General features: G+C 55.0%; 17 protein-coding genes. 2 read left to right on the forward strand and 15 right to left on the reverse strand.

What is annotated here, in order from left to right:
- Window positions 1–5: 5 nt before the first annotated feature.
- Window positions 6–2,252 (reverse strand): GTP diphosphokinase, encoded by a 2,247-nt coding sequence (gene relA, locus ACCI51_RS11200; protein ID WP_299586566.1) that lies wholly within the window; start codon window positions 2,250–2,252, stop codon window positions 6–8.
- A gap of 765 nt (window positions 2,253–3,017) precedes the next feature.
- Window positions 3,018–3,908, reverse strand: a complete 891-nt coding sequence (gene cysM, locus ACCI51_RS11205) for a cysteine synthase CysM (RefSeq protein ID WP_299586564.1) — start codon at window positions 3,906–3,908, stop codon at window positions 3,018–3,020.
- Between the two features lie 213 nt (window positions 3,909–4,121).
- Between cysM and ACCI51_RS11210 the strand changes: the two genes are divergently transcribed.
- Window positions 4,122–6,953: a response regulator gene (locus ACCI51_RS11210; protein ID WP_371843617.1), complete on the forward strand. Its 2,832-nt coding sequence runs from the start codon at window positions 4,122–4,124 to the stop codon at window positions 6,951–6,953.
- Between the two features lie 35 nt (window positions 6,954–6,988).
- Here ACCI51_RS11210 and acpS read toward each other — a convergent pair whose 3' ends face one another.
- The 8 genes from acpS to ACCI51_RS11250 form a co-directional block, all read right to left on the reverse strand.
- Entirely contained in the window at window positions 6,989–7,378 is a 390-nt protein-coding gene (gene acpS, locus ACCI51_RS11215; protein WP_299586558.1) for a holo-ACP synthase, read from the reverse strand.
- The gene (recO, locus tag ACCI51_RS11220) at window positions 7,375–8,124 is read right to left on the reverse strand and encodes a DNA repair protein RecO (RefSeq protein ID WP_371843619.1); all 750 of its coding nucleotides are present in this window, start codon (window positions 8,122–8,124) and stop codon (window positions 7,375–7,377) included. The genes acpS and recO overlap by 4 nt, the downstream gene beginning before the upstream one ends.
- Window positions 8,125–8,147: 23 nt before the next feature.
- Window positions 8,148–9,047, reverse strand: a complete 900-nt coding sequence (gene era, locus ACCI51_RS11225) for a GTPase Era (RefSeq protein ID WP_299586553.1) — start codon at window positions 9,045–9,047, stop codon at window positions 8,148–8,150.
- A 116-nt stretch (window positions 9,048–9,163) separates the two neighbouring features.
- Window positions 9,164–9,844 carry a ribonuclease III gene (gene rnc, locus ACCI51_RS11230; protein ID WP_299586551.1) on the reverse strand — a complete coding sequence of 227 codons (681 nt, stop codon included), beginning with the start codon at window positions 9,842–9,844 and terminating at the stop codon, window positions 9,164–9,166.
- Window positions 9,837–10,277, reverse strand: a complete 441-nt coding sequence (locus tag ACCI51_RS11235) for a DUF4845 domain-containing protein (RefSeq protein ID WP_371843621.1) — start codon at window positions 10,275–10,277, stop codon at window positions 9,837–9,839. The genes rnc and ACCI51_RS11235 overlap by 8 nt, the downstream gene beginning before the upstream one ends.
- Before the next feature lie 48 nt (window positions 10,278–10,325).
- Complete coding sequence (gene lepB, locus ACCI51_RS11240; protein ID WP_299586546.1) at window positions 10,326–11,093, reverse strand: signal peptidase I; 768 nt, start codon at window positions 11,091–11,093, stop codon at window positions 10,326–10,328.
- Between the two features lie 44 nt (window positions 11,094–11,137).
- Window positions 11,138–12,943 carry a translation elongation factor 4 gene (gene lepA / locus ACCI51_RS11245; RefSeq protein WP_371843622.1) on the reverse strand — a complete coding sequence of 602 codons (1,806 nt, stop codon included), beginning with the start codon at window positions 12,941–12,943 and terminating at the stop codon, window positions 11,138–11,140.
- Between the two features lie 133 nt (window positions 12,944–13,076).
- A complete protein-coding gene (locus ACCI51_RS11250; RefSeq protein ID WP_371843623.1) occupies window positions 13,077–14,471 on the reverse strand; it encodes a Do family serine endopeptidase in 1,395 nt (464 codons plus the stop codon).
- A 176-nt stretch (window positions 14,472–14,647) separates the two neighbouring features.
- Here ACCI51_RS11250 and mpaA point away from each other — a divergent pair, with 176 nt between their 5' ends.
- A complete protein-coding gene (mpaA, locus tag ACCI51_RS11255; protein ID WP_371843624.1) occupies window positions 14,648–15,352 on the forward strand; it encodes a murein tripeptide amidase MpaA in 705 nt (234 codons plus the stop codon).
- 92 nt (window positions 15,353–15,444) lie between these two features.
- Here mpaA and ACCI51_RS11260 read toward each other — a convergent pair whose 3' ends face one another.
- The 5 genes from ACCI51_RS11260 to ACCI51_RS11280 are packed head-to-tail and all read right to left on the reverse strand — an operon-like array spanning window position 15,445 to window position 18,593.
- Window positions 15,445–15,708: a hypothetical protein gene (locus ACCI51_RS11260; protein ID WP_371843626.1), complete on the reverse strand. Its 264-nt coding sequence runs from the start codon at window positions 15,706–15,708 to the stop codon at window positions 15,445–15,447.
- A 26-nt stretch (window positions 15,709–15,734) separates the two neighbouring features.
- Entirely contained in the window at window positions 15,735–15,911 is a 177-nt protein-coding gene (locus tag ACCI51_RS11265) for a hypothetical protein (protein WP_371843627.1), read from the reverse strand.
- A gap of 35 nt (window positions 15,912–15,946) precedes the next feature.
- Window positions 15,947–16,894 carry an L-Ala-D/L-Glu epimerase gene (gene ycjG / locus ACCI51_RS11270; RefSeq protein ID WP_371843628.1) on the reverse strand — a complete coding sequence of 316 codons (948 nt, stop codon included), beginning with the start codon at window positions 16,892–16,894 and terminating at the stop codon, window positions 15,947–15,949.
- Between the two features lie 50 nt (window positions 16,895–16,944).
- Window positions 16,945–17,397 (reverse strand): SoxR reducing system RseC family protein, encoded by a 453-nt coding sequence (locus ACCI51_RS11275; protein WP_299586529.1) that lies wholly within the window; start codon window positions 17,395–17,397, stop codon window positions 16,945–16,947.
- A 5-nt stretch (window positions 17,398–17,402) separates the two neighbouring features.
- The gene (locus ACCI51_RS11280) at window positions 17,403–18,593 is read right to left on the reverse strand and encodes a MucB/RseB C-terminal domain-containing protein (protein WP_371843630.1); all 1,191 of its coding nucleotides are present in this window, start codon (window positions 18,591–18,593) and stop codon (window positions 17,403–17,405) included.

The following is an 18,593-nucleotide window of genomic DNA, read 5'->3' on the forward strand; positions in this document are numbered from 1 at the left end:
CCCCCTCAGCGCAGCATGCGCCGCTTCGCCGATGCCACATTAGGCAGGCGGTTAATGCGGTGCAATACATAACTCAATTCTTCAAAATTGTGGATCTCAGCGGTAAGCACCATTTCAACCGTATGCTTATGCTTATTGGTATTGGTTTGCATCGCCGTAATATTGATTTTCTGGCTGTCGAGCATGGCAGTGACATCGCGCAGTAGTCCGAGGCGATCATAAGCCTCGATGACGATTTCCACTGCATAGAGCTCCCTCGGCTTTGCCGCCCAGTTAACCTCCAGTACCCGCTCGGATTCCTCCGTCTGCATGCGCAGCATATTCGCGCAATCCTTGCGGTGTATCGACACACCGCGGCCAAGAGTGATGTAGCCCATAATTTCATCACCAGGTACGGGATTACAGCAACCGGCAATATGCGTCAGTAAATTGCCAACGCCTTCAATATAAACATCCGCCTTGCCCGCCCCGGAGGCCACCGGAGCGGTGAGTGAGGGCACTCGCTCGACATTATCGACCTTGATCATGCGCTGGGCGGTATTCAATACCTGCCCCACACCGATATCTCCAGCCCCCACTGCCGCATAGAGGTCATCCAGCGAGTGCATGTTCAGCTTGGCTGCAAGCTTTTCAAAATCAAAATCACTGAGGGCCAGTTGCTTGAATTCGCCGTCGAGGATACTGCGGCCATCCGCAATATTTTGGTCACGTGCCTGCTGCTTGAACCAGTGGATAATTTTGGCCCGCGCCCGCGAAGTGGTGATATACCCCATACCCGATGACAGCCAATCGCGGCTGGGCGCTTCACGCTTTCCGGTAAGAATCTCCACCTGGTTGGCGGTTTCAAGTTCGTGATTGAGCGGCACAATGCGTCCATCCACCTTAGCTCCGCGGCAGCGGTGACCGATCTCAGTGTGAATTTTGTAGGCAAAATCCAGAGGCGTCGCGCCGCGAGGCAGATCGACCACGTGCCCATCGGGGGTGAACACATAGATACGCGAGTCCCCCTCCCCGGCCTGCAGGTCATCCTGCAAGGGGTTCCCCCCCACCTCTTCATGCCAATCAAGCACTTGGCGCAACCAGGAAATTTTTTGCTCGTAGCTATCCTGGCTCTCTGTTTTCAAATCGGTGCCTTTATAGCGCCAATGTGCACAAACCCCGTACTCGGCCTCTTCATGCATGGCAAAAGTACGAATCTGCACTTCCAACACTTTGCGCTCTGGGCCGATCACCGCCGTATGTAGGGAGCGATAGCCATTTTCCTTTGGGGAGGCAATATAATCATCAAACTCATTGGGAATGTTGCGCCATAGGTTGTGCACTATCCCCAGCACCGCATAGCAATCCCGTACCGTAGGCACGAGAATACGCACGGCACGTATATCGTAAACTTGGGAAAAACCGATATTTTTGCGGCGCATTTTACGCCAGATACTGTAGATATGCTTCGCGCGGCCGTAGACATCACCTTCAATGTCCGCCCGCGCCAGCTCTGAGCGCAGAAGTTCTAAGACCTCATCGATATATTTCTGTCGGGCCAGCCGTTTTTCATCCAGCAGACGTGCGATCTGCATGTAATCCTCGGGCTCCAAATAGCGGAAAGACAGATCCTCCAGCTCCCATTTGATGTGCCCGATACCGAGCCTGTGGGCCAGTGGCGCATAGACGTCGGCCACTTCGCGGGCCACGCGCTGACGCTTTGCCGGCTCAGCATTTTTTGCCGCGCGAATGGCGCAGGTGCGCTCGGCGAGCTTAATCAGGGCAACTCGGACATCGTCAACCAGTGCCACCAACATACGGCGAATATTTTCCGAGTGCTCCTCGACCGCCCCACCTTTACCACCTTCGCCTGTATCCGCACTGCGACTGCGGATCGCCGCCATGCGCAAGACACCGCGAATCAGTTTGGCCACGACAGGGCCAAACTCCTCTTCCACCTTTTTTATCGCCAGGCGCTTTTCCCGAACCGCCCGGTAGAGTACCGCGGCCACCAGGGCTTCGGAGTCAATTTGTAGATCCGCCAGTATCTCCGCCATTTCCAGGCCCGAGGCAAAACTGCTGGCACCTTCCGCCCAAATATTTTCTGCATCGATCGCTCGCTGTTCGGCCTCAGCACTGACTTCTGCGGCGCGACGCAGGATCACTATAGCGGCACCATCCAGCCCAGCCAATTTCTGTACATGGCGCAACCACGATTCCAAATCGTGCTCGCTCTCACCTCCAAAGGAATGATGTTTTCTGACTTGAACCATGTTTTACCGAACCGAAACAGGAATTTGTAAACGCATTGGCACCCATTGCCAGCCAGTAAAACTGCAATACCAGCCAAATGCAGTGCGCACTCCATTTAAGGGGCGTTTCTATCATAGGTTTGGGCACACTAAAGTCCACGATTTTCTTTATGTTTTTCAATAAGCTGCGCGAAATTCAGCGATAACCTACCCCACTGCGGACAAAACTTTTCACCGGGAGCCGCAAACTACGACACCATAACGAACCAGGCCAAATAATTTGAAAAAACGTTGCGGGCAAGGACAACTCGACCAAAGGAGGGATTTGCAAGCCGAAAAGAATTTGCTTAGCTTCCAATGACTTTTCCATCGCCTGAAAGGTCGGCAATTGCACGTCATGTATTCAACTCTAGTTTTGATCAAATCAGCAAAAATAAGAGTTAATTTTCGGCATCTAAAAAATACTACCAGCCTATAAAACGCGATCAAATCTTCGTGCCGGCACACACCATTCGTGGACAAAATCGAGGCAAAAAATTCTTTTGCAATAATAAGAATAAAGTACCGCTAGAAATTCCATGGTACCTCTACTCTCAGGGAGAAAATGATCGCAAGGCAAAGAGCCTTTAAATAAACCCTAGAAAAAAGATTTTGAAATATGCTTTAAAGAAAAATAACTGGGAAAATAGCGGCCTTTTAACCTAAGAGCAACAACCAACATCAAGGTTCACCAGCACCCGATTTAACACAGAGGCGCAACAGAAATACTGCACGCCCCGTAAAGCCTCACGAATTGAACAACCCAGATGATAAGTAACGATCCCCCCGATCGCAGATGATGGCCACAATCGTAGCATTCTCCACTTGGCTTGAGAGGCGCAGAGCACCGGCAACAGCCCCTCCAGAGGAAACACCACAAAAAATACCCTCCTCCCGCGCTAGTCTACGTGTCATTTCTTCGGCTTCACGCTGATCCATATCAATGACCAGGTCCACCTCCTCGGGGACAAAAATTTTCGGTAGGTAAGCCTCGGGCCAACGACGGATACCGGGGATACTGGAACCGTCCGTAGGCTGTAAGCCCACGACCTGAATAGCGGGATTCTGCTCTTTTAAAAAGCGGCCACAGCCCATAATGGTGCCGGTTGTACCCATGGAGGAAACAAAGTGTGTCACTTGTCCATCGGTCTGCTGCCAGATCTCAGGGCCTGTGCCCTCATAGTGGGCCAGGGGGTTGTCGGTATTGGCAAATTGATTGAGCACCAAACCCTTGCCCTCGGCTTGCATTTTCAGGGCCAAGTCTCGGGCCCCCTCCATACCTTCCTCTGCGCTGACCAGAATTAACTCAGCACCGTAAGCAGTCATAGAGGCCTTGCGCTCCGCAGTCGCACTGTCCGGCATAATCAGGATCATTCGATAACCCTTAATAGCCGCCGCCATTGCCAGTGCAATACCGGTATTGCCACTGGTCGCCTCTATTAAAGTATCCCCAGATTTGATCTGCCCCTTACCTTCGGCATGGTTAATCATTGAGAGCGCCGGACGGTCTTTTACTGAACCGGCCGGATTATTGCCTTCCAACTTAAGCAAAATCGTATTGCTGGTATCACCGGGCAGGCGCTGCAGCTTAATCAGGGGGGTATTGCCTACGCAGTCAGCAATCGTGGGGTAATCCATAATGCATTGATCCAGACATGTATAGCGGCCGCACAGTGTACCCGAAGCTTACCCCCAGTCTAAATAACGACTCCTTAGGTGGACTGTATAGTCGAGTTATTACGCTCACCCATAACAGAAAAACATTGCCCTCTATAGCGGGGATAAGAGTGCGCCTCTACTTACATACAGGTAAAATGGGGAAAAAATAATCGACAAGGCCCTCTACACGCCATGGCCCCAAACAATACCGACACCTCCATACCGGCGCCTTCTGAGCTGCGCTCGCTGCGTTCAACCATGTTTCGCTTCACGGTAGCTCCAGCGCTGATCCTGGCTATGACCCTGGCCCTGGTCTTCACACTCCAACAAATGCACGACCGCCGTCAACTACTACTAAGCCACGGACGCGCGAGCGCAGAACAGCTGGCCGAACTGATCGAGATGAGCGGTGGGCACCCCTCTGAGCTGCGCATGGAGTGGCTGCGTAAAAGTCTGCTAGCTCTGATGCTGGAAAAGGATATGGTCCGTTCGGTACATATCTATTCCACAGAAGCCAGTGCGAAGCGTCCGCTTGATATAGCCACCGGCTTGGGACTACTGGCCAGTGTTGGTCCACGGCCACGCACTCCCATCACCAGCGATCAGCTCAATAAACGCGAAGCCTTTATTTTTGAAGATGACGAAACCCTGCAGGTTTTACAGCCATTAAAGGGTGATATCACCACCTGCTGGATCAGTATCGAGCTGCACCGACCCTACTTTCTCGTGGGCACCTATCAGGTATTACTCGTTGGCCTTGTAGGCCTGATTATTTGTACCCTGGCGGCCCTGGCCTGGTCGGTGATCTTGTCTGAGCGCTTTGCTCACAGTCTGGTGCGCATGGGGCAGGTTCTGCAGGCTATAGGCCGCGGTGAGTTCGATCGCCGCACTCACGAAATAGAAAACCGCGAGCTCGCACAACTGGCCAGCCAGATCAATGAAATGGGGGAGAGTCTCGGCAACTATCAGCGGGACTATAAATCAAACATACTACAGAGCATGGACGATCTACGGCAGTCCCTCGACAGTATGGAAGAACAGAATATTGAGCTGGATCTGGCCCGCAAAAGAGCCCAGGAGGCGAGCCGTATCAAGTCGACGTTTCTGGCCAATACCAGCCATGAAATTCGCACCCCCCTCAACGGCATTATTGGCTTTACCAACCTACTACTCAAAACTGAAATTGATGAGTTACAGCAGGATTACCTGCAAACCATCCTGCGCTCCTCGGAAAGTCTCCTCACCACCATTAACGATATCCTGGATTTTTCCCGTATCGAATCCGGCAACCTGGTACTCGATCATATTCCCATGGACCTGGGGCAGTTACTGGAGGAGACCCTGCAGATACTCGCTCCCTATGCCTACGAACATCACCTGGAGCTGGTACCGCTTATCGACCCGCAGTTACCGGCCACATTGGTAGGCGACCCCCTGCGCACCAAGCAAATCTTTACCAACCTCCTCGGCAATGCCGTGCGCAGTTCGGAGAACGGCAATATCCCTGTACGCCTGACGGTGCAAAGCAACAAGGATTCTGAGTTGGTATTGCGTATCGGCGTGACCGATCTCGGAAACCGTATTGATGACCCCGGCCGCCGTGAGCTGGAACAAATCCTCAACGCCAAAACACCGCAACACTCGCAGCAAATCAGCGCCAACGGCCTCGGCATGTCCATCGCCCGCAGCTTGGTTGAGCGTATGCGCGGCAGCACCGGTATGGAGGTGGCCGCCAATGGTGGCAGCACCTGTTGGGTAGAGCTAACGCTGATGCCAGAACGCAACCGGGGAATCCCCCCGCGGGTGCTTTTCCCCGACTGTCGCATATTAGTCGCCGACCCCAACCAGCTCACCCGCACCCAGGTCGCACAGCTGCTCAAGCAGTGGCAGGTGGAACCGGTGGAGCTCGCCGATACCGATACCTTGCAGCCCGCAATTGAGCAAATGTGGCGGCACGACGCGCTGCCAGATGCATTAATTATCGACACCGCCATCGCCGAGGGAGATTTCGACAGTTTCAGCACCAAAGTGCAGTCACTGGTCGATGCTTATCAGTGTCGAGTTATTGTTCTCGGCGCCCCGGCGGAGTTGCGCCGCTGCTATGAGCAGCTGCGCACCCGCACCCTGACATTCCTCGGTAAACCGGTAACGCGCGAGAACCTGTTACGCGCCTTGAAAAGAGCGGTGCCTCAACAAAGCCAACCGCGCTCCAGCAGCGGCGCTGTGCCCGCACTGCCCTGGCCCGCCCCACCCAGGGTGCTAGCCGTGGACGACCACGCCGCCAACCGGCGCTTGGTAGGAGAGCTATTACGCGCTCAAGGTGTGGAAGTGGTTATCGCCGCAAGTGGCGAGGAAGCTTTACTGCACTGGCAAAAGGGTGCCTTCGATCTGGTCTTTATGGATATCCAGATGCCCGGCATGGACGGTATTGAAGTCACCCGCTGTATTCGCGAGCGAGAAACCGGCAAGCGTACGCCCATTATCGCCCTCACCGCCCATGTGGGGGCAGAGGAGAAGGCGCGACTGTTGTCCGCCGGGCTGGACGATTATCTGAGCAAGCCGGTAAGCGAGGCCCAGCTCTCCCATATGATCAAGCGCTGGCTCAAAATCATCACCCCCCAGGTGGTGGAAACACTGAACCCCAAACAGGTAAGACTGGTGGATATCGGCGAGAGCCTGAATCTCGCCAACGGGGACGCCAAGCTGGCCAGAGACATGCTGCAAATGCTTATCGATGGATTGATGAGCGACGAGCGAGAACTTGAGCGCCTGCAGGGACTTGACGATCTGAAGGGAATGTTTGAACTGACCCACCGAATGCACGGCGGCTGCTGTTACTGCGGCGTGGCGCGCCTGCGCGAAGCCACTTGTGTATTACAGGAAGAGCTGCGCACCCAACAAAATAAGGAAAATCCGATGCTCGATCGACGCAAGCTGGATGCTGTGCTGCGAGAAATTCGCGCCTTGCGCGAATGGGCATCTGAACAGGACCTGGATACCCTGTTTGGGTTGGAGGTTGCCTAAATACCCCAATGGAGTGCAGCCGGGAGCCCGCCCGGCTAATCGCGGGCTTCAAAAATCACAAATGCCAGGGCCGCATCCTTTTCATCGGACAGTGAAAGGTGGATCACACTGACGCCCATCGCCTCAGCGTGTCTTCGCGCCTCACCGTGCAGCAGCACCAGTGGAGCCGCGCCCTGACGCCGGCGAACTTCAATATCTTGCCAGGAAACACCCTTACCAATGCCGGTACCCAGCGCTTTCCCAACGGCTTCTTTTGCGGCGAAGCGCTTACACAAATAGGCCGCACAATTGACTTCGGGCAGATCGGCAAAATCACAGCGCTCGCCATCGCTCAGTATCCGCGTCACAAAACGCTGCCCATGGCGCTGCCAAACAGATTCGATCCGGCCGTAACTGCAAATATCGGTACCGATACTGACGATCATTTCCCATAGACCTGCTTGAATAATTCACGGCTCTGCAATGGCTTATCTCCCAGTAAAGAGCGCAGTAAAATACGGGTCAAACGCTTTGCCGGGGCCAGTATATCCGCCGACCAACAGCCGCTCTCCCGTGCCCGCAGCATACCCAGTAGTTCTGCACCGTAAAACTCTCTCTCGCGCCCGGCCCGCGCCGGTTGCCTGTGCACCGGCACAAAACCCAGCTCCAATTCCAGCCGATAGTTGCCATTTTCACTCACCGCTCCCTGACTCTGAACACAGTAATCCAACGGCGGGCAGCTACCCAGCTCCGTCAACAGTTGAAGCTCAAAACTGCGCAGCGGCCCTTCCAGCTCGGTGCTCTCGGTACCTCCCAGGTCGACTAGCTCCTGCAAAAGGCGCTGATAGGCCGCAAATAACCCGTAGTGCGCCTCCCCTTCCGGCAACAGACGTACCATCAACTCATTCGCGTAGAGCCCACCGTATACGGCGCGCCCCTTTAACCAAAGAGGCGCGCCGGCATTCTCCACCGGCCCCAGGGTCTTCAGTGATCCGGCACCCAGCAGAGTAACCAGCAAAGGGGTAAACGGTTGCAGCGCCTGTTGACGCCGTTGCTTGTCCCGACGCGCACCGCGGGCAACACACGCAATACGGCCGAAATCCGGGGTAACCAACTCGAGAATCAGACTGGAGTCACGGTAGGGACGGGAGTGCAGAATGTACGCCGGCTGCGCCGGCGGTGGTGTCTTCATGGTGGTCGGCCAAGCGAATGGGGTTAATCGTCCCGGTAGCCGAGGCTGCGCAAAGCGCGCTCGTCATCAGACCACCCTGACTTCACTTTAACCCACAGATTCAACATGATTTTGCTATCGAACAGGCGCTCCATATCCTCGCGAGCCTGACTGCCAATCAGCTTGATACGCTCACCCTTATTGCCAATGATCATGCGCTTTTGCCCGGACCTCTCCACCAGGATCGCCGCACTGATATGCAAGACCTTGCCTTCCTGAGCAAATTCTTCCACTTCAACCGTCACCTGATAGGGCACCTCTGCGCCCAGCTGACGCATAATTTTTTCCCGCACAATTTCTGCGGCAAGAAAACGCGAGCTGCGATCGGTAACCTGGTCTTCAGGGTAGAAGTGCTCCCCCTCGGGCAAATGTTGGAGAATCACCTCTTCCAAAGTGTCGAGGTTGACGTTGCGCAATGCCGAAATGGGCACAATTTCCGCTTTGGGGTTCTGTTCCGCCAAGGCCTGTAACTGCGGCAGCAGCTCACCCTTGTCGTTCAACTGGTCGACTTTGTTGACAGCGATGATCAGCGGGCATTTGAGGCCGCGCAGTTTATCGGCCACCAACTGGTCTCCCTCACTCCAGCGGGTACGCTCCACCACAAACACAACCACATCTACATCCCGCGCCGCACTGGAAGCTGCTCGATTCATATAGCGATTGATCGCTTTTTCCTGATCTGAATGCAGTCCAGGTGTATCGACAAAGATAATCTGGTTGGGCCCCTCGGTCTTAATACCGAGCATATTGTGGCGGGTGGTCTGGGGTTTGCGCGAGGTAATCGCCAGTTTTTGCCCCAGTAAATGATTCAGCAGTGTGGACTTTCCCACATTGGGACGGCCGACAATCGCGACATAGCCGCAGCGAGAGGGTTGTTCGCTCAAGAAATTTCTCCGAAAGGGTTGCAGGTACCCGGAAGCCCCAGGCCCAGCTCGCCCCCAGTGTGCGGGGGCCATCTGTTCGAGCCGGGCGATGATCCGCACCAGCTCTCATTGTAAGGTTAGTCCTGGCCAGTGAGGCGCTTATAGGCCTCTATCGCAGCGGTTTTTTCTGCAGCGCGACGACTGTTGGCTTCACCGCGAACCGGCTGCGCCAAGCCACTGACGCGACATTCAACTATAAAGTGCTGGGCGTGCTCGGCACCGGATACATTTACGACCGAGTATTCCGGCAGGGGTTTCTTGCGCGCCTGCAACCACTCCTGCAGGCGCGTCTTGGGGTCTTTTACCGTCTCCAGGGACAGGTCCTGTAAACGCGGTGCAAACCAGTCCAATACCCTCGAACGGGCAGTCTCCAAGTCCGTATCGAGAAAAATAGCACCGATCAGGGCCTCCACCGCATCGGCCAGGATGGAGGCGCGGCGAAACCCACCGCTCTTCATCTCTCCTTCGCCGAGGCGCAGACAATCGCCAATATCCAGCTCACGGGCCAGCTTTGCCAGGGTTTCACCACTGACCAACTGCGCGCGCAAACGGCTCAGCTGGCCTTCACGCCCCTGAGGGAACTGTTCGTAGAGTGCGGCACCGATGGTAAAGCCGAGGATGGAGTCACCGAGAAATTCCAAGCGCTCATTATTACGACTACCGTGGGAACGGTGCGTGAGAGCCAACTCCAGCAGCTCTCTCTGTTCAAACTTATGGCCAAGGCGCTTGCAAAGGCGCTCCAGTAAAAGGTCAGTCACGTTTGCGGAATTGCTCCAGATCTACCAAAGGATGACAACAAAGCTCGGGCTTGGCCGTATCGAGCTGTTTGTTAAATTTCATTACGACATCCACGTTGTAAATCAACGGCTGGCGCAACTCGTAATTAATGCTGACCACCGTGCTCTTTGCCCCCCTTACCACCTGCAGTGATTTAGTGGGCTCGCCACGCACATTGTTGATCAGGAAAAAACGGCCCAGCTCTTTCTTAATCTGACCCGTCGACATACTTTCCAGTTCGGGATTATCTCCCAGGGTTTTCAATGCTTCACTCACGTAGCGCGCGTCCACATAGGCCGGCGCCATCTTGGAGACACAGGTGAGGGCAAAACCCAGCACCGCAATAACCAGTAACCAACCCCAGTAACTCATACCGCGCTGGCGCCCCAGTGAACAATGATTTGCACTACCCATAACTTTGCCCTCAATCCATATCGTCGGCGCAACACCGGCGGGTTCTCATTATTGGATAGAGCCTACACGTTTAAAACTGGGCAAACTGAGCCAATTGTCCCAATGCATCCAAATGGCAAAGGCTTTGCCCACCACATCTTGCTCTGGCACAAAACCCCAGGCACGACTGTCGAGGCTGTTGTCGCGATTGTCGCCCATCATAAAGTAGTGACCTTCCGGTACAGTTCCGCTGAAGTTACCGTACTCGCCGCTACGTACATTTTTGGCCATCAAGTGGCGTTGGCCGTAGAGGTTTTCCCACAGGATTTCTACCTGAGGGTTAACCGGGGGAACGGCCTGTATCAGCTCCTGTGGCGCCAGCTCACCGTTGACATAGAGCACATTGTTTTTCAGCTCAATCTTGTCGCCAGGCAGACCGATGACGCGTTTAATAAAGTAGGTATCGTTCATGTGCGGAGGGAAAAACACCATCACATCGCCGCGCTGGGGCTCACCGATATTTACAACCTTGGTACGCGACACCGGCAGGCGCAGGCCGTATTCGTACTTGTTAACCAGGATAAAATCGCCCACCTGCAGAGTCGGCACCATAGAGGCGGACGGGATTTGAAAAGGCTCAACAATAAACGAGCGCAACACAAAGACGATGGCCAAAATCGGGAAAAACGACTTTGCGTACTCCACAACAATTGGATCTTCCTGCTTAGCAACACCTTCTTTTTTGCGTCGACGGGCAAAAAACAGGCTGTCCACCAGCCAGATACCGCCACTGATTGCAACCAACCAGAGCAGAATCAGAGGTAAATTAATATCCATTATGTATCTCTATTATCCTTGATCCCAATGGTGGGCCGAGCCCACTATTGATCCACTTTCAGCACGGCCAGGAAGGCTTCCTGCGGCACTTCCACACGACCGAGCTGTTTCATACGACGCTTACCCGCTTTCTGCTTCTCCAGCAGTTTTTTCTTACGAGTGACGTCGCCACCATAACATTTTGCGGTCACATTCTTGCGCAGGGCTTTCACCGTGGTCCGCGATACGACCTGGCCGCCGATAGCCGCCTGAATCGCTACGTCGAACATCTGCCGGGGAATTAGCTCTTTCATTTTTTCCGCCATGGCACGCCCCTTTTGCTGGGCATTCTCCCGGTGCACAATCAGAGCCAGTGCGTCGACGCGATCACCGTTAATGAGGATATCCAGGCGCACCAGTTTTGCCGCTTCGAAGCGCACAAAACCGTAATCCAAGGAAGCGAAACCGCGGCTGACCGACTTGAGACGGTCAAAGAAGTCCATCACCACTTCGCTCATCGGCAGCTCGTAGCGCAGGGAAACCTGAGAGCCCACGTACTGCATATCTTTCTGAATACCGCGCTTCTCGACACAGAGGGTAATAACGTTGCCCAGGTATTCTTGCGGTACCAGGATGTTCACCTCGGCGATGGGCTCACGCATTTCCTCGATATTGCCCAAATCTGGCAGGCGCGAGGGGTTATCGACCATCATCACCTCGCCATCGGTTTTCTCAACCTCGTAAACGACCGTGGGCGCCGTGGTGATCAGATCCAGGTCGTATTCCCGCTCCAGGCGCTCCTGGATAATTTCCATATGCAGCATGCCGAGAAAGCCGCAGCGGAAACCAAAGCCGAGGGCATCGGAGGTCTCCGGCTCGTAGAACAGGGAGGCGTCATTGAGGGAGAGTTTCTCCAGTGCATCGCGGAAGGCCTCATAGTCATCGGAGCTCACCGGGAACAGGCCCGCATACACTTGCGGCTTGACCTTCTGGAAGCCAGGCAGCATCTCGATGCCATCGACGCCCTTGGCATGGGTCAGAGTGTCCCCCACCGGGGCACCGTGGATATCTTTGATTCCAGCCACCACAAAGCCCACCTCACCGGCGCGCAACACTCCGGTTTCATGGCGTTTGGGGGTGAAGATGCCAACGCTGTCCACCACATGGGCGCGACCGATTGACTTGGTGACAATCTTATCCTTGGTTTTCAGAGTGCCATGAACCACGCGCACCAGCGACACTACGCCCAGGTAACTATCGAACCAGGAGTCGATTATCAGTGCCTGCAGCGGCGCCTCGACATCACCTTTTGGGGGGGGCACCAGCCGCACTAGGTCTTCCAGTACGTCCTCCACACCCAAGCCGGACTTGGCACTGCAGCGGGTGGCATCGGCCGCATCGATACCGATAATATCTTCGATCTCCTCGGCAACTTTATCCGGATCTGCCTGGGGCAAGTCCATCTTGTTGAGTACCGGGATAACTTCCAGGCCCTGCTCGATCGCGGTGTAGCAGTTGGCCACCGACTGAGCCTCAACACCCTGAGCCGCATCCACCACCAGCAACGCCCCTTCACAGGCCGCCAGGGAGCGGGATACTTCATAGGAAAAGTCCACGTGTCCCGGTGTATCAATGAAATTCAACTGGTAGGTTTTACCATCCCGCGCTTTGTAGTCGAGCGTTACGCTCTGCGCCTTGATAGTAATCCCGCGCTCGCGCTCCAGCTCCATGCTGTCGAGCACCTGCGCTTCCATTTCGCGGTCGGAGAGACCACCACAGTCCTGAATAAAGCGATCCGCCAGGGTAGATTTCCCGTGGTCGATATGGGCAATAATGGAAAAATTGCGGATATGTGAGAGATCTGTTGCCACTGCGGAATAAAAACCCTTGAAAAATCATATGATTAGCTGACGGCGTTGGCAGCTGTGTGGCGCAAGTCTAACAGAACTCATGGGCAGAGGTGAGGGGCAGGTGACCCATTGGGCCACCATTCACCCTTCACACTTAACTTTCGATCTTAATTGTGCGGAAAGTTGACTGTCCGGACCGGAAGAAACGGATTGGCAGCAGCTCGTCTTTGGGCAGATCATCGACCACTGTTTTGTAGTCTTTTATATCTGTCACTTCTTCAAAGCCCAACTGGGCAATGATATCACCACTGCGCAGCCCCGCTTTGGCGCCAGGCTTGCCGGGGATCACTTGACGCACCAACACACCGGCATCGACATTCCAGCGCTGCTTCATACCCTCAGGGATTTCCTCTACAACCACCCCGAGAGGCCCACCGACTCTAGCAGCAGGCTGAACCGAAGCCTGGCTACGCTCCTCATCCGAGCCCGGCAGGGAACCGACAATCACGTGCAGCTTTTCAGTCCGACCCTTGCGCATCAGCTCAACAGGCACCTCAGTACCCGGGCGAACCTGACCAACAACGTGGGGCAGGTCTCCGTGTACACCGATCTTGCGGCCATCGAAACGCGTGATGATATCGCCGGGCTTGATCCCGGCCTCAGCCGCAGGGGTACCTGGGCTCACCTGCTCCACCAATGCGCCAGAGGGCTTGCCGAGCCCCATTGCTTGGGCCATATCGCGGTCCACATTGCGGATTCCCACGCCAAGCCAACCCCGGTCCACGCGCCCTTTTTCTTTCAGCTGGGCCAATACATCCTGGGCCAGGCTCGCAGGAATCGCGAACGAGAGACCTATAGAGCCGCCACTACGGGTATAGATTTGGGAGTTGATGCCAACCACTTCGCCATCGAGATTAAACAGGGGCCCACCGGAGTTGCCGGGGTTGATAGCCACATCGGTTTGGATAAATGGTACATAGTTCTCGCGACTTTCATTGGGGATACTGCGCCCCATTGCACTCACGATACCGGCACTGGCGGAGTAATCGAGACCAAACGGAGAGCCGATCGCAACCACCCACTCGCCCACCTGAAGCTCCTCGGAGTCACCCCAGCGCACCGCCGACAGGTCCTCGGCTTCAATTTTGAGAAGCGCGAGGTCGGAACGCTCATCGGTACCGATCACCTTGGCCTCGTACTCGCGGCGATCGGTCAAGGTAACCGTGACTTGATCTGCGCCTTCGACCACATGGTTATTCGTCACGATGTACCCATCGTCGGAGATAATAAAACCGGAGCCCATGCTGGCCACCGGACGCTGACGCCGGCGGGGCTCCAGCAGGTGCCGGAAAATATCGGGGATTTCCTGCTGATATTGCGGTGCATTATTGCCGCGGGCCACCCGGTTGCGGTCTACGGTGTTGATTTTCACCACCGCGGGGGAATTTTCCTGGATGAGTTCGGTAAGCTCTGGCAGCCCGCGCGCACTGGCAGCTGCGGAAACCAAAAGACAGAGCACCAATAGATATTGTGAACAACGTTTAACCATAGGTTTGTTACCCCTAGTGTTCCCTTCTAATATGAAACCATTGGAAATTGAGTCCCTTCCAGGGTTTGCCTTGGCAAAGTAGCTCTGGCCCCTTTGGGGACAATCAGTAACGATTTAGTGGCTATACAGCCACAAAAGTTCTCCCGCCTATTGTAAATCTGTGTAAAGGGCCTGCGATGTCCAGATTGCGCCCGCGTCCACAGCGCGGTCAATTCCACCTCGCCAGAGAGCTGTACGGACACAGTGCTCTCGGAGCCCCTCTTTTTTACTTCCCCGCACACTCGAGCTGCAGCGCAGGCCTAATAATGGCCGGCACTCACGGCGACGAAGTCGCGGCCGTCGTTGCACTGTCTTGCGCCCTGCGCTCTCTGGCAGCGCAACACCTCAAGCACCATGTGATACTGGCGGTAAATCCCGATGGATGCCAACTGGGCACACGCTGCAACGCGCACGGAGTAGATTTGAACCGCAACTTTGCCACAAAAAACTGGGATGGTGGCGGCAATGTGTACCGCTGGAACAGCTCGGCAGATGCCCGCGACGTGAAACTGAGCACCGGCGACAGCCCCGGCTCGGAAAGCGAGACCTCAGCTCTCTGCCAGCTGATTGATAAACTAAAACCTAAGTGGACAGTATCGATCCATGAACCTCTCGGCTGTGTGGAGGACCCGGACCAGACAGACCTGGGCATGTGGCTGGCCGAGGGGTTACAGTTGCCATTGGTCAAGGAGGTAGGTTACCAAACACCCGGCTCCTTCGGTACCTGGTGCGCCGAGCGCGCCCTGCCCTGTATCACAGTTGAACTCCCACCCATCTCTGCCGATGCTGCCAGTGAAGAGTACCTAGACATATTTATCAGCCTGCTTACCCATGACCGTTAAAACCGTATTCAGCAACCACGCACCCTGCGAGCAACTAGCATGAAAATAGAATATTCTGACCGAACAAAAAATAAGATACAAACTGCAACGCTTTACTGTGGGCCAGAATAACTCAGGGTTCTGATTTCTGGCATTGCAACCTCACTTGGTAACCGGATGAATTTATAGTCATAACTCGCAACACCAACTCCAATACCTCCGTATACAGCTGTCTCTAGTGAAGACAAATCACCCACAAACCATTTTAGATAGTAAGTTTTACCAGCTTGCAGCTCTAGGTCTAAACCTAAACGATAAAAGCCTACGGACTCATTCTCTGCAGTAAATCTGTAAATGCCTGGCTCTAATTGATACACCAAGTAACCACCATTCTTAAGTGAGCCTACTTTTTTTCATTTACAAACAATTCTGGAGAAACACAGCAATTAACAACTGTTTTTGGTCTGTATATATAAACGGTTGCTCTCGTTTCTGATGCCGGCAGAGGTGAAAAAACAGGTCCACTCGCCGCACACCCAGAAACAATAACCACTAAAATCAATAAGAATAATTTTTTCATTAAATTCTCAATTTCCAGATCACACAACCCCCCATTTACGACCAAAAAACTCGGCCGGCGGTAAAGCGCAAAGGGGGCTCCGCATCCTTGGCCAGCCAAGTGGGGCCGTCCAAGTCTAGATAGCGAGCCCTGGGACCCAGGGGCCAGGCGGCGCGGATTGCTCGTGAAGTACACAACATACAGCCGAGCATCACCTCAAACCCCTGTCTAACCGCTTCCTCCGCTAAGGCTTCTGCCTCGCCAATACCACCCGTCTTATCGAGTTTGACATTAATCATCTCATAGCGCCCTTTCAGGCGCGGCAGATCGGTACGGGTATGGCAGCTTTCATCGGCACATATGGGCAGGGGATGGGTAAAAGTAGCGAGAAAATCATCATCACCGGCGGGCAACGGTTGCTCTAGCATAGCAACCTCCAACTCCGCCAGCCGCTCGCAGCGCGCCACCAGATTGTCACTGCACCAAGCCTCATTGGCATCAATCACTAACTGAGCGCCGGGCGCGGCAGCACGCACGGCTGCGACCCGTTCAAGGACGTGACGATCATCCAATTTAAGCTTGAGCACCCCCACCCCTGCAGCCACAGCTTCGCTCGCCGCCATGGCCATCGCCTGCGGGCTGTCGATCACCAATGTCTGCACGGTGGGTAGGGAATCCGGGCCGTAAAAGGTCTCGCCATTGTAGCGGGCCTCCCAGTCCGCCAAAGCGCAATCCAGAGCATTTCGCGCGGGACCAGCCGGTAGGCGCGACGCCAGAGCACTTCGTTTCAAGCCTGCAGCAAGTTCGGATAAGAGGGGCTCGAGCTGCCTGACCACAGAATCGGGGCTCTCGCCGTAGCGTGCGTAAGGGGTACACTCTCCAATACCCACACAGCCCTCCAGCTTGACCTCTACCACCACAACTTCTGCCTCGGTGCGAGCCCCTCGAGAAATAACAAAAGCCGTGCGCAGGGGCCAGCGTTCTATGTAGCAGCGGGCCAGCATGAAAAACTCCAATCCATAAACCTTGGAGCTATCAGTTTAGGTTCCGTAAGTTAAGAGCGCTCGCTTTCGGGCTCGACCCGCAAAAGCACCGGTGTATAGGTAGGGTTGGCGGATTGGAGGCGACTGTACCAGCGAACACCCAAAGCGCCCCCAAGAAGACCGGCGAGAGCACCAATTACCGCCCCGGCCTCAGCAAACAGGTAATCACCCAGTAACGCCAAGAGCAGCAGGGAGATCAAAGGCACCAAATAAACCAGCAAGGTGCTGCTAGTGAGGGCATTTTCATTAATACCAATCACCGCAGTATCATTCAGGGAAATTTTATTGGCGGGGTAGCCATTGAGAACGGCACGCACCCGTGTGGAAGAAGAAAAGAAATCGCCAAGAAGACCTGTGCCACACCCAGATTTGGCCTCACAGCCATTGCAGGCGCTGCGCTGGATGGTTTCCACCCAGACAGCATCAGACTCTATGGCGACAATACGGCCGCGCTCTTCAAGCAAGGCATTCAGCCTTTTTCAATAATGGAGCTAGCCACTCTGCGCGCCGTAGCATCGGGGATCTCCCCCACAACGGTAATGGTATAAGCTACGCCGTTCACTTCCATCCGGTCCATATAAGCTACGGTTGCACCCCGTATCGCGCGACCTTTGAAATCCTCAAGCTCGGGTCCAAGACGCTGTACAAATACTGTGAAAACACCCAGCCCATCACTGAAGACCATCATATCGCCATCGGACAGTGGCTTTACCGAGACGACCTTAAAGCCTTCCGGCAGCCAACGCACCTGCCAGCGACTCTGAGAAGATTCACAAGTGGCACGGTTATCCACACGTCGGGCATTCTTGGAGACGGCATCGAGAGCGGAGTCCTCAATCGGTGACAGGTCCAACTGAACAAACTGATAGCGCTCCAACACGCGGCCCTGAGTACTGACCAGCATAGTTTTGAGCGGTAACCCGGTCTCCCGATCGAGACTGACCACCAGCCCCAAGCGATAGCGGTCGCGTGGCCGGGCCTCAATCACCACCGCATCGCGGTCGGCAATACGCTCCTCACCGCGCAGGATAAACTGATAAGCGCGCTGTACCTGTTGCTGTCCCACCGCATTCCACAAAGTGGTTCTGGCGCTGGGCGATACACCGAACTCACAGTTGCCGCCACTGCCGTGACTGATCAACTCCCGCGGCTCACCACTCAGGTAACGCACTCGCTCCACCTGCTCACCATCGCGCACAGCGTGCACCACCTGAAGCGTTTCCAGCATACCGGCGTGCTCAAAAGTCACCAGCCCACTGTACTCCAGCTCTGCAACTGCCGTAGCCAACTTGGCCAACCACTGCTCTACCTCGTTGCCGGCCACCGCGACAGAAACCGCACCCGGGTTGGACAAAGCCTCTGAAGAGAGCACCGTGGGGTCAATGAGAGAAGGCTCTGCCAGAGATTCCTGGCCAGCCACCGACGAGGCCGGACTGGTGGCGGCTTCTACAGTGGCGCTAACCACGGTAGCGGCCGCAGCCTGGGAGCTGGCCATATCGAGGTGAATGGTACTTGGAACGCTGGAGGAAATACCGGCTTCGGTGCCAACGGCGTCTTGCGCCAACACCGGCAGCGCCAGCAGAGAGGAAGCCAGCAGCAAACTGCTGGCCCTGCGAATTCCAATACGGATAAGACTCCCCCTGAAAACGGCTTTCGTCAC

Origin of the sequence: Microbulbifer echini (genome assembly GCF_041447225.1) — a bacterium.
Taxonomy (GTDB): Bacteria; Pseudomonadota; Gammaproteobacteria; order Pseudomonadales; family Cellvibrionaceae; genus Microbulbifer; species Microbulbifer echini.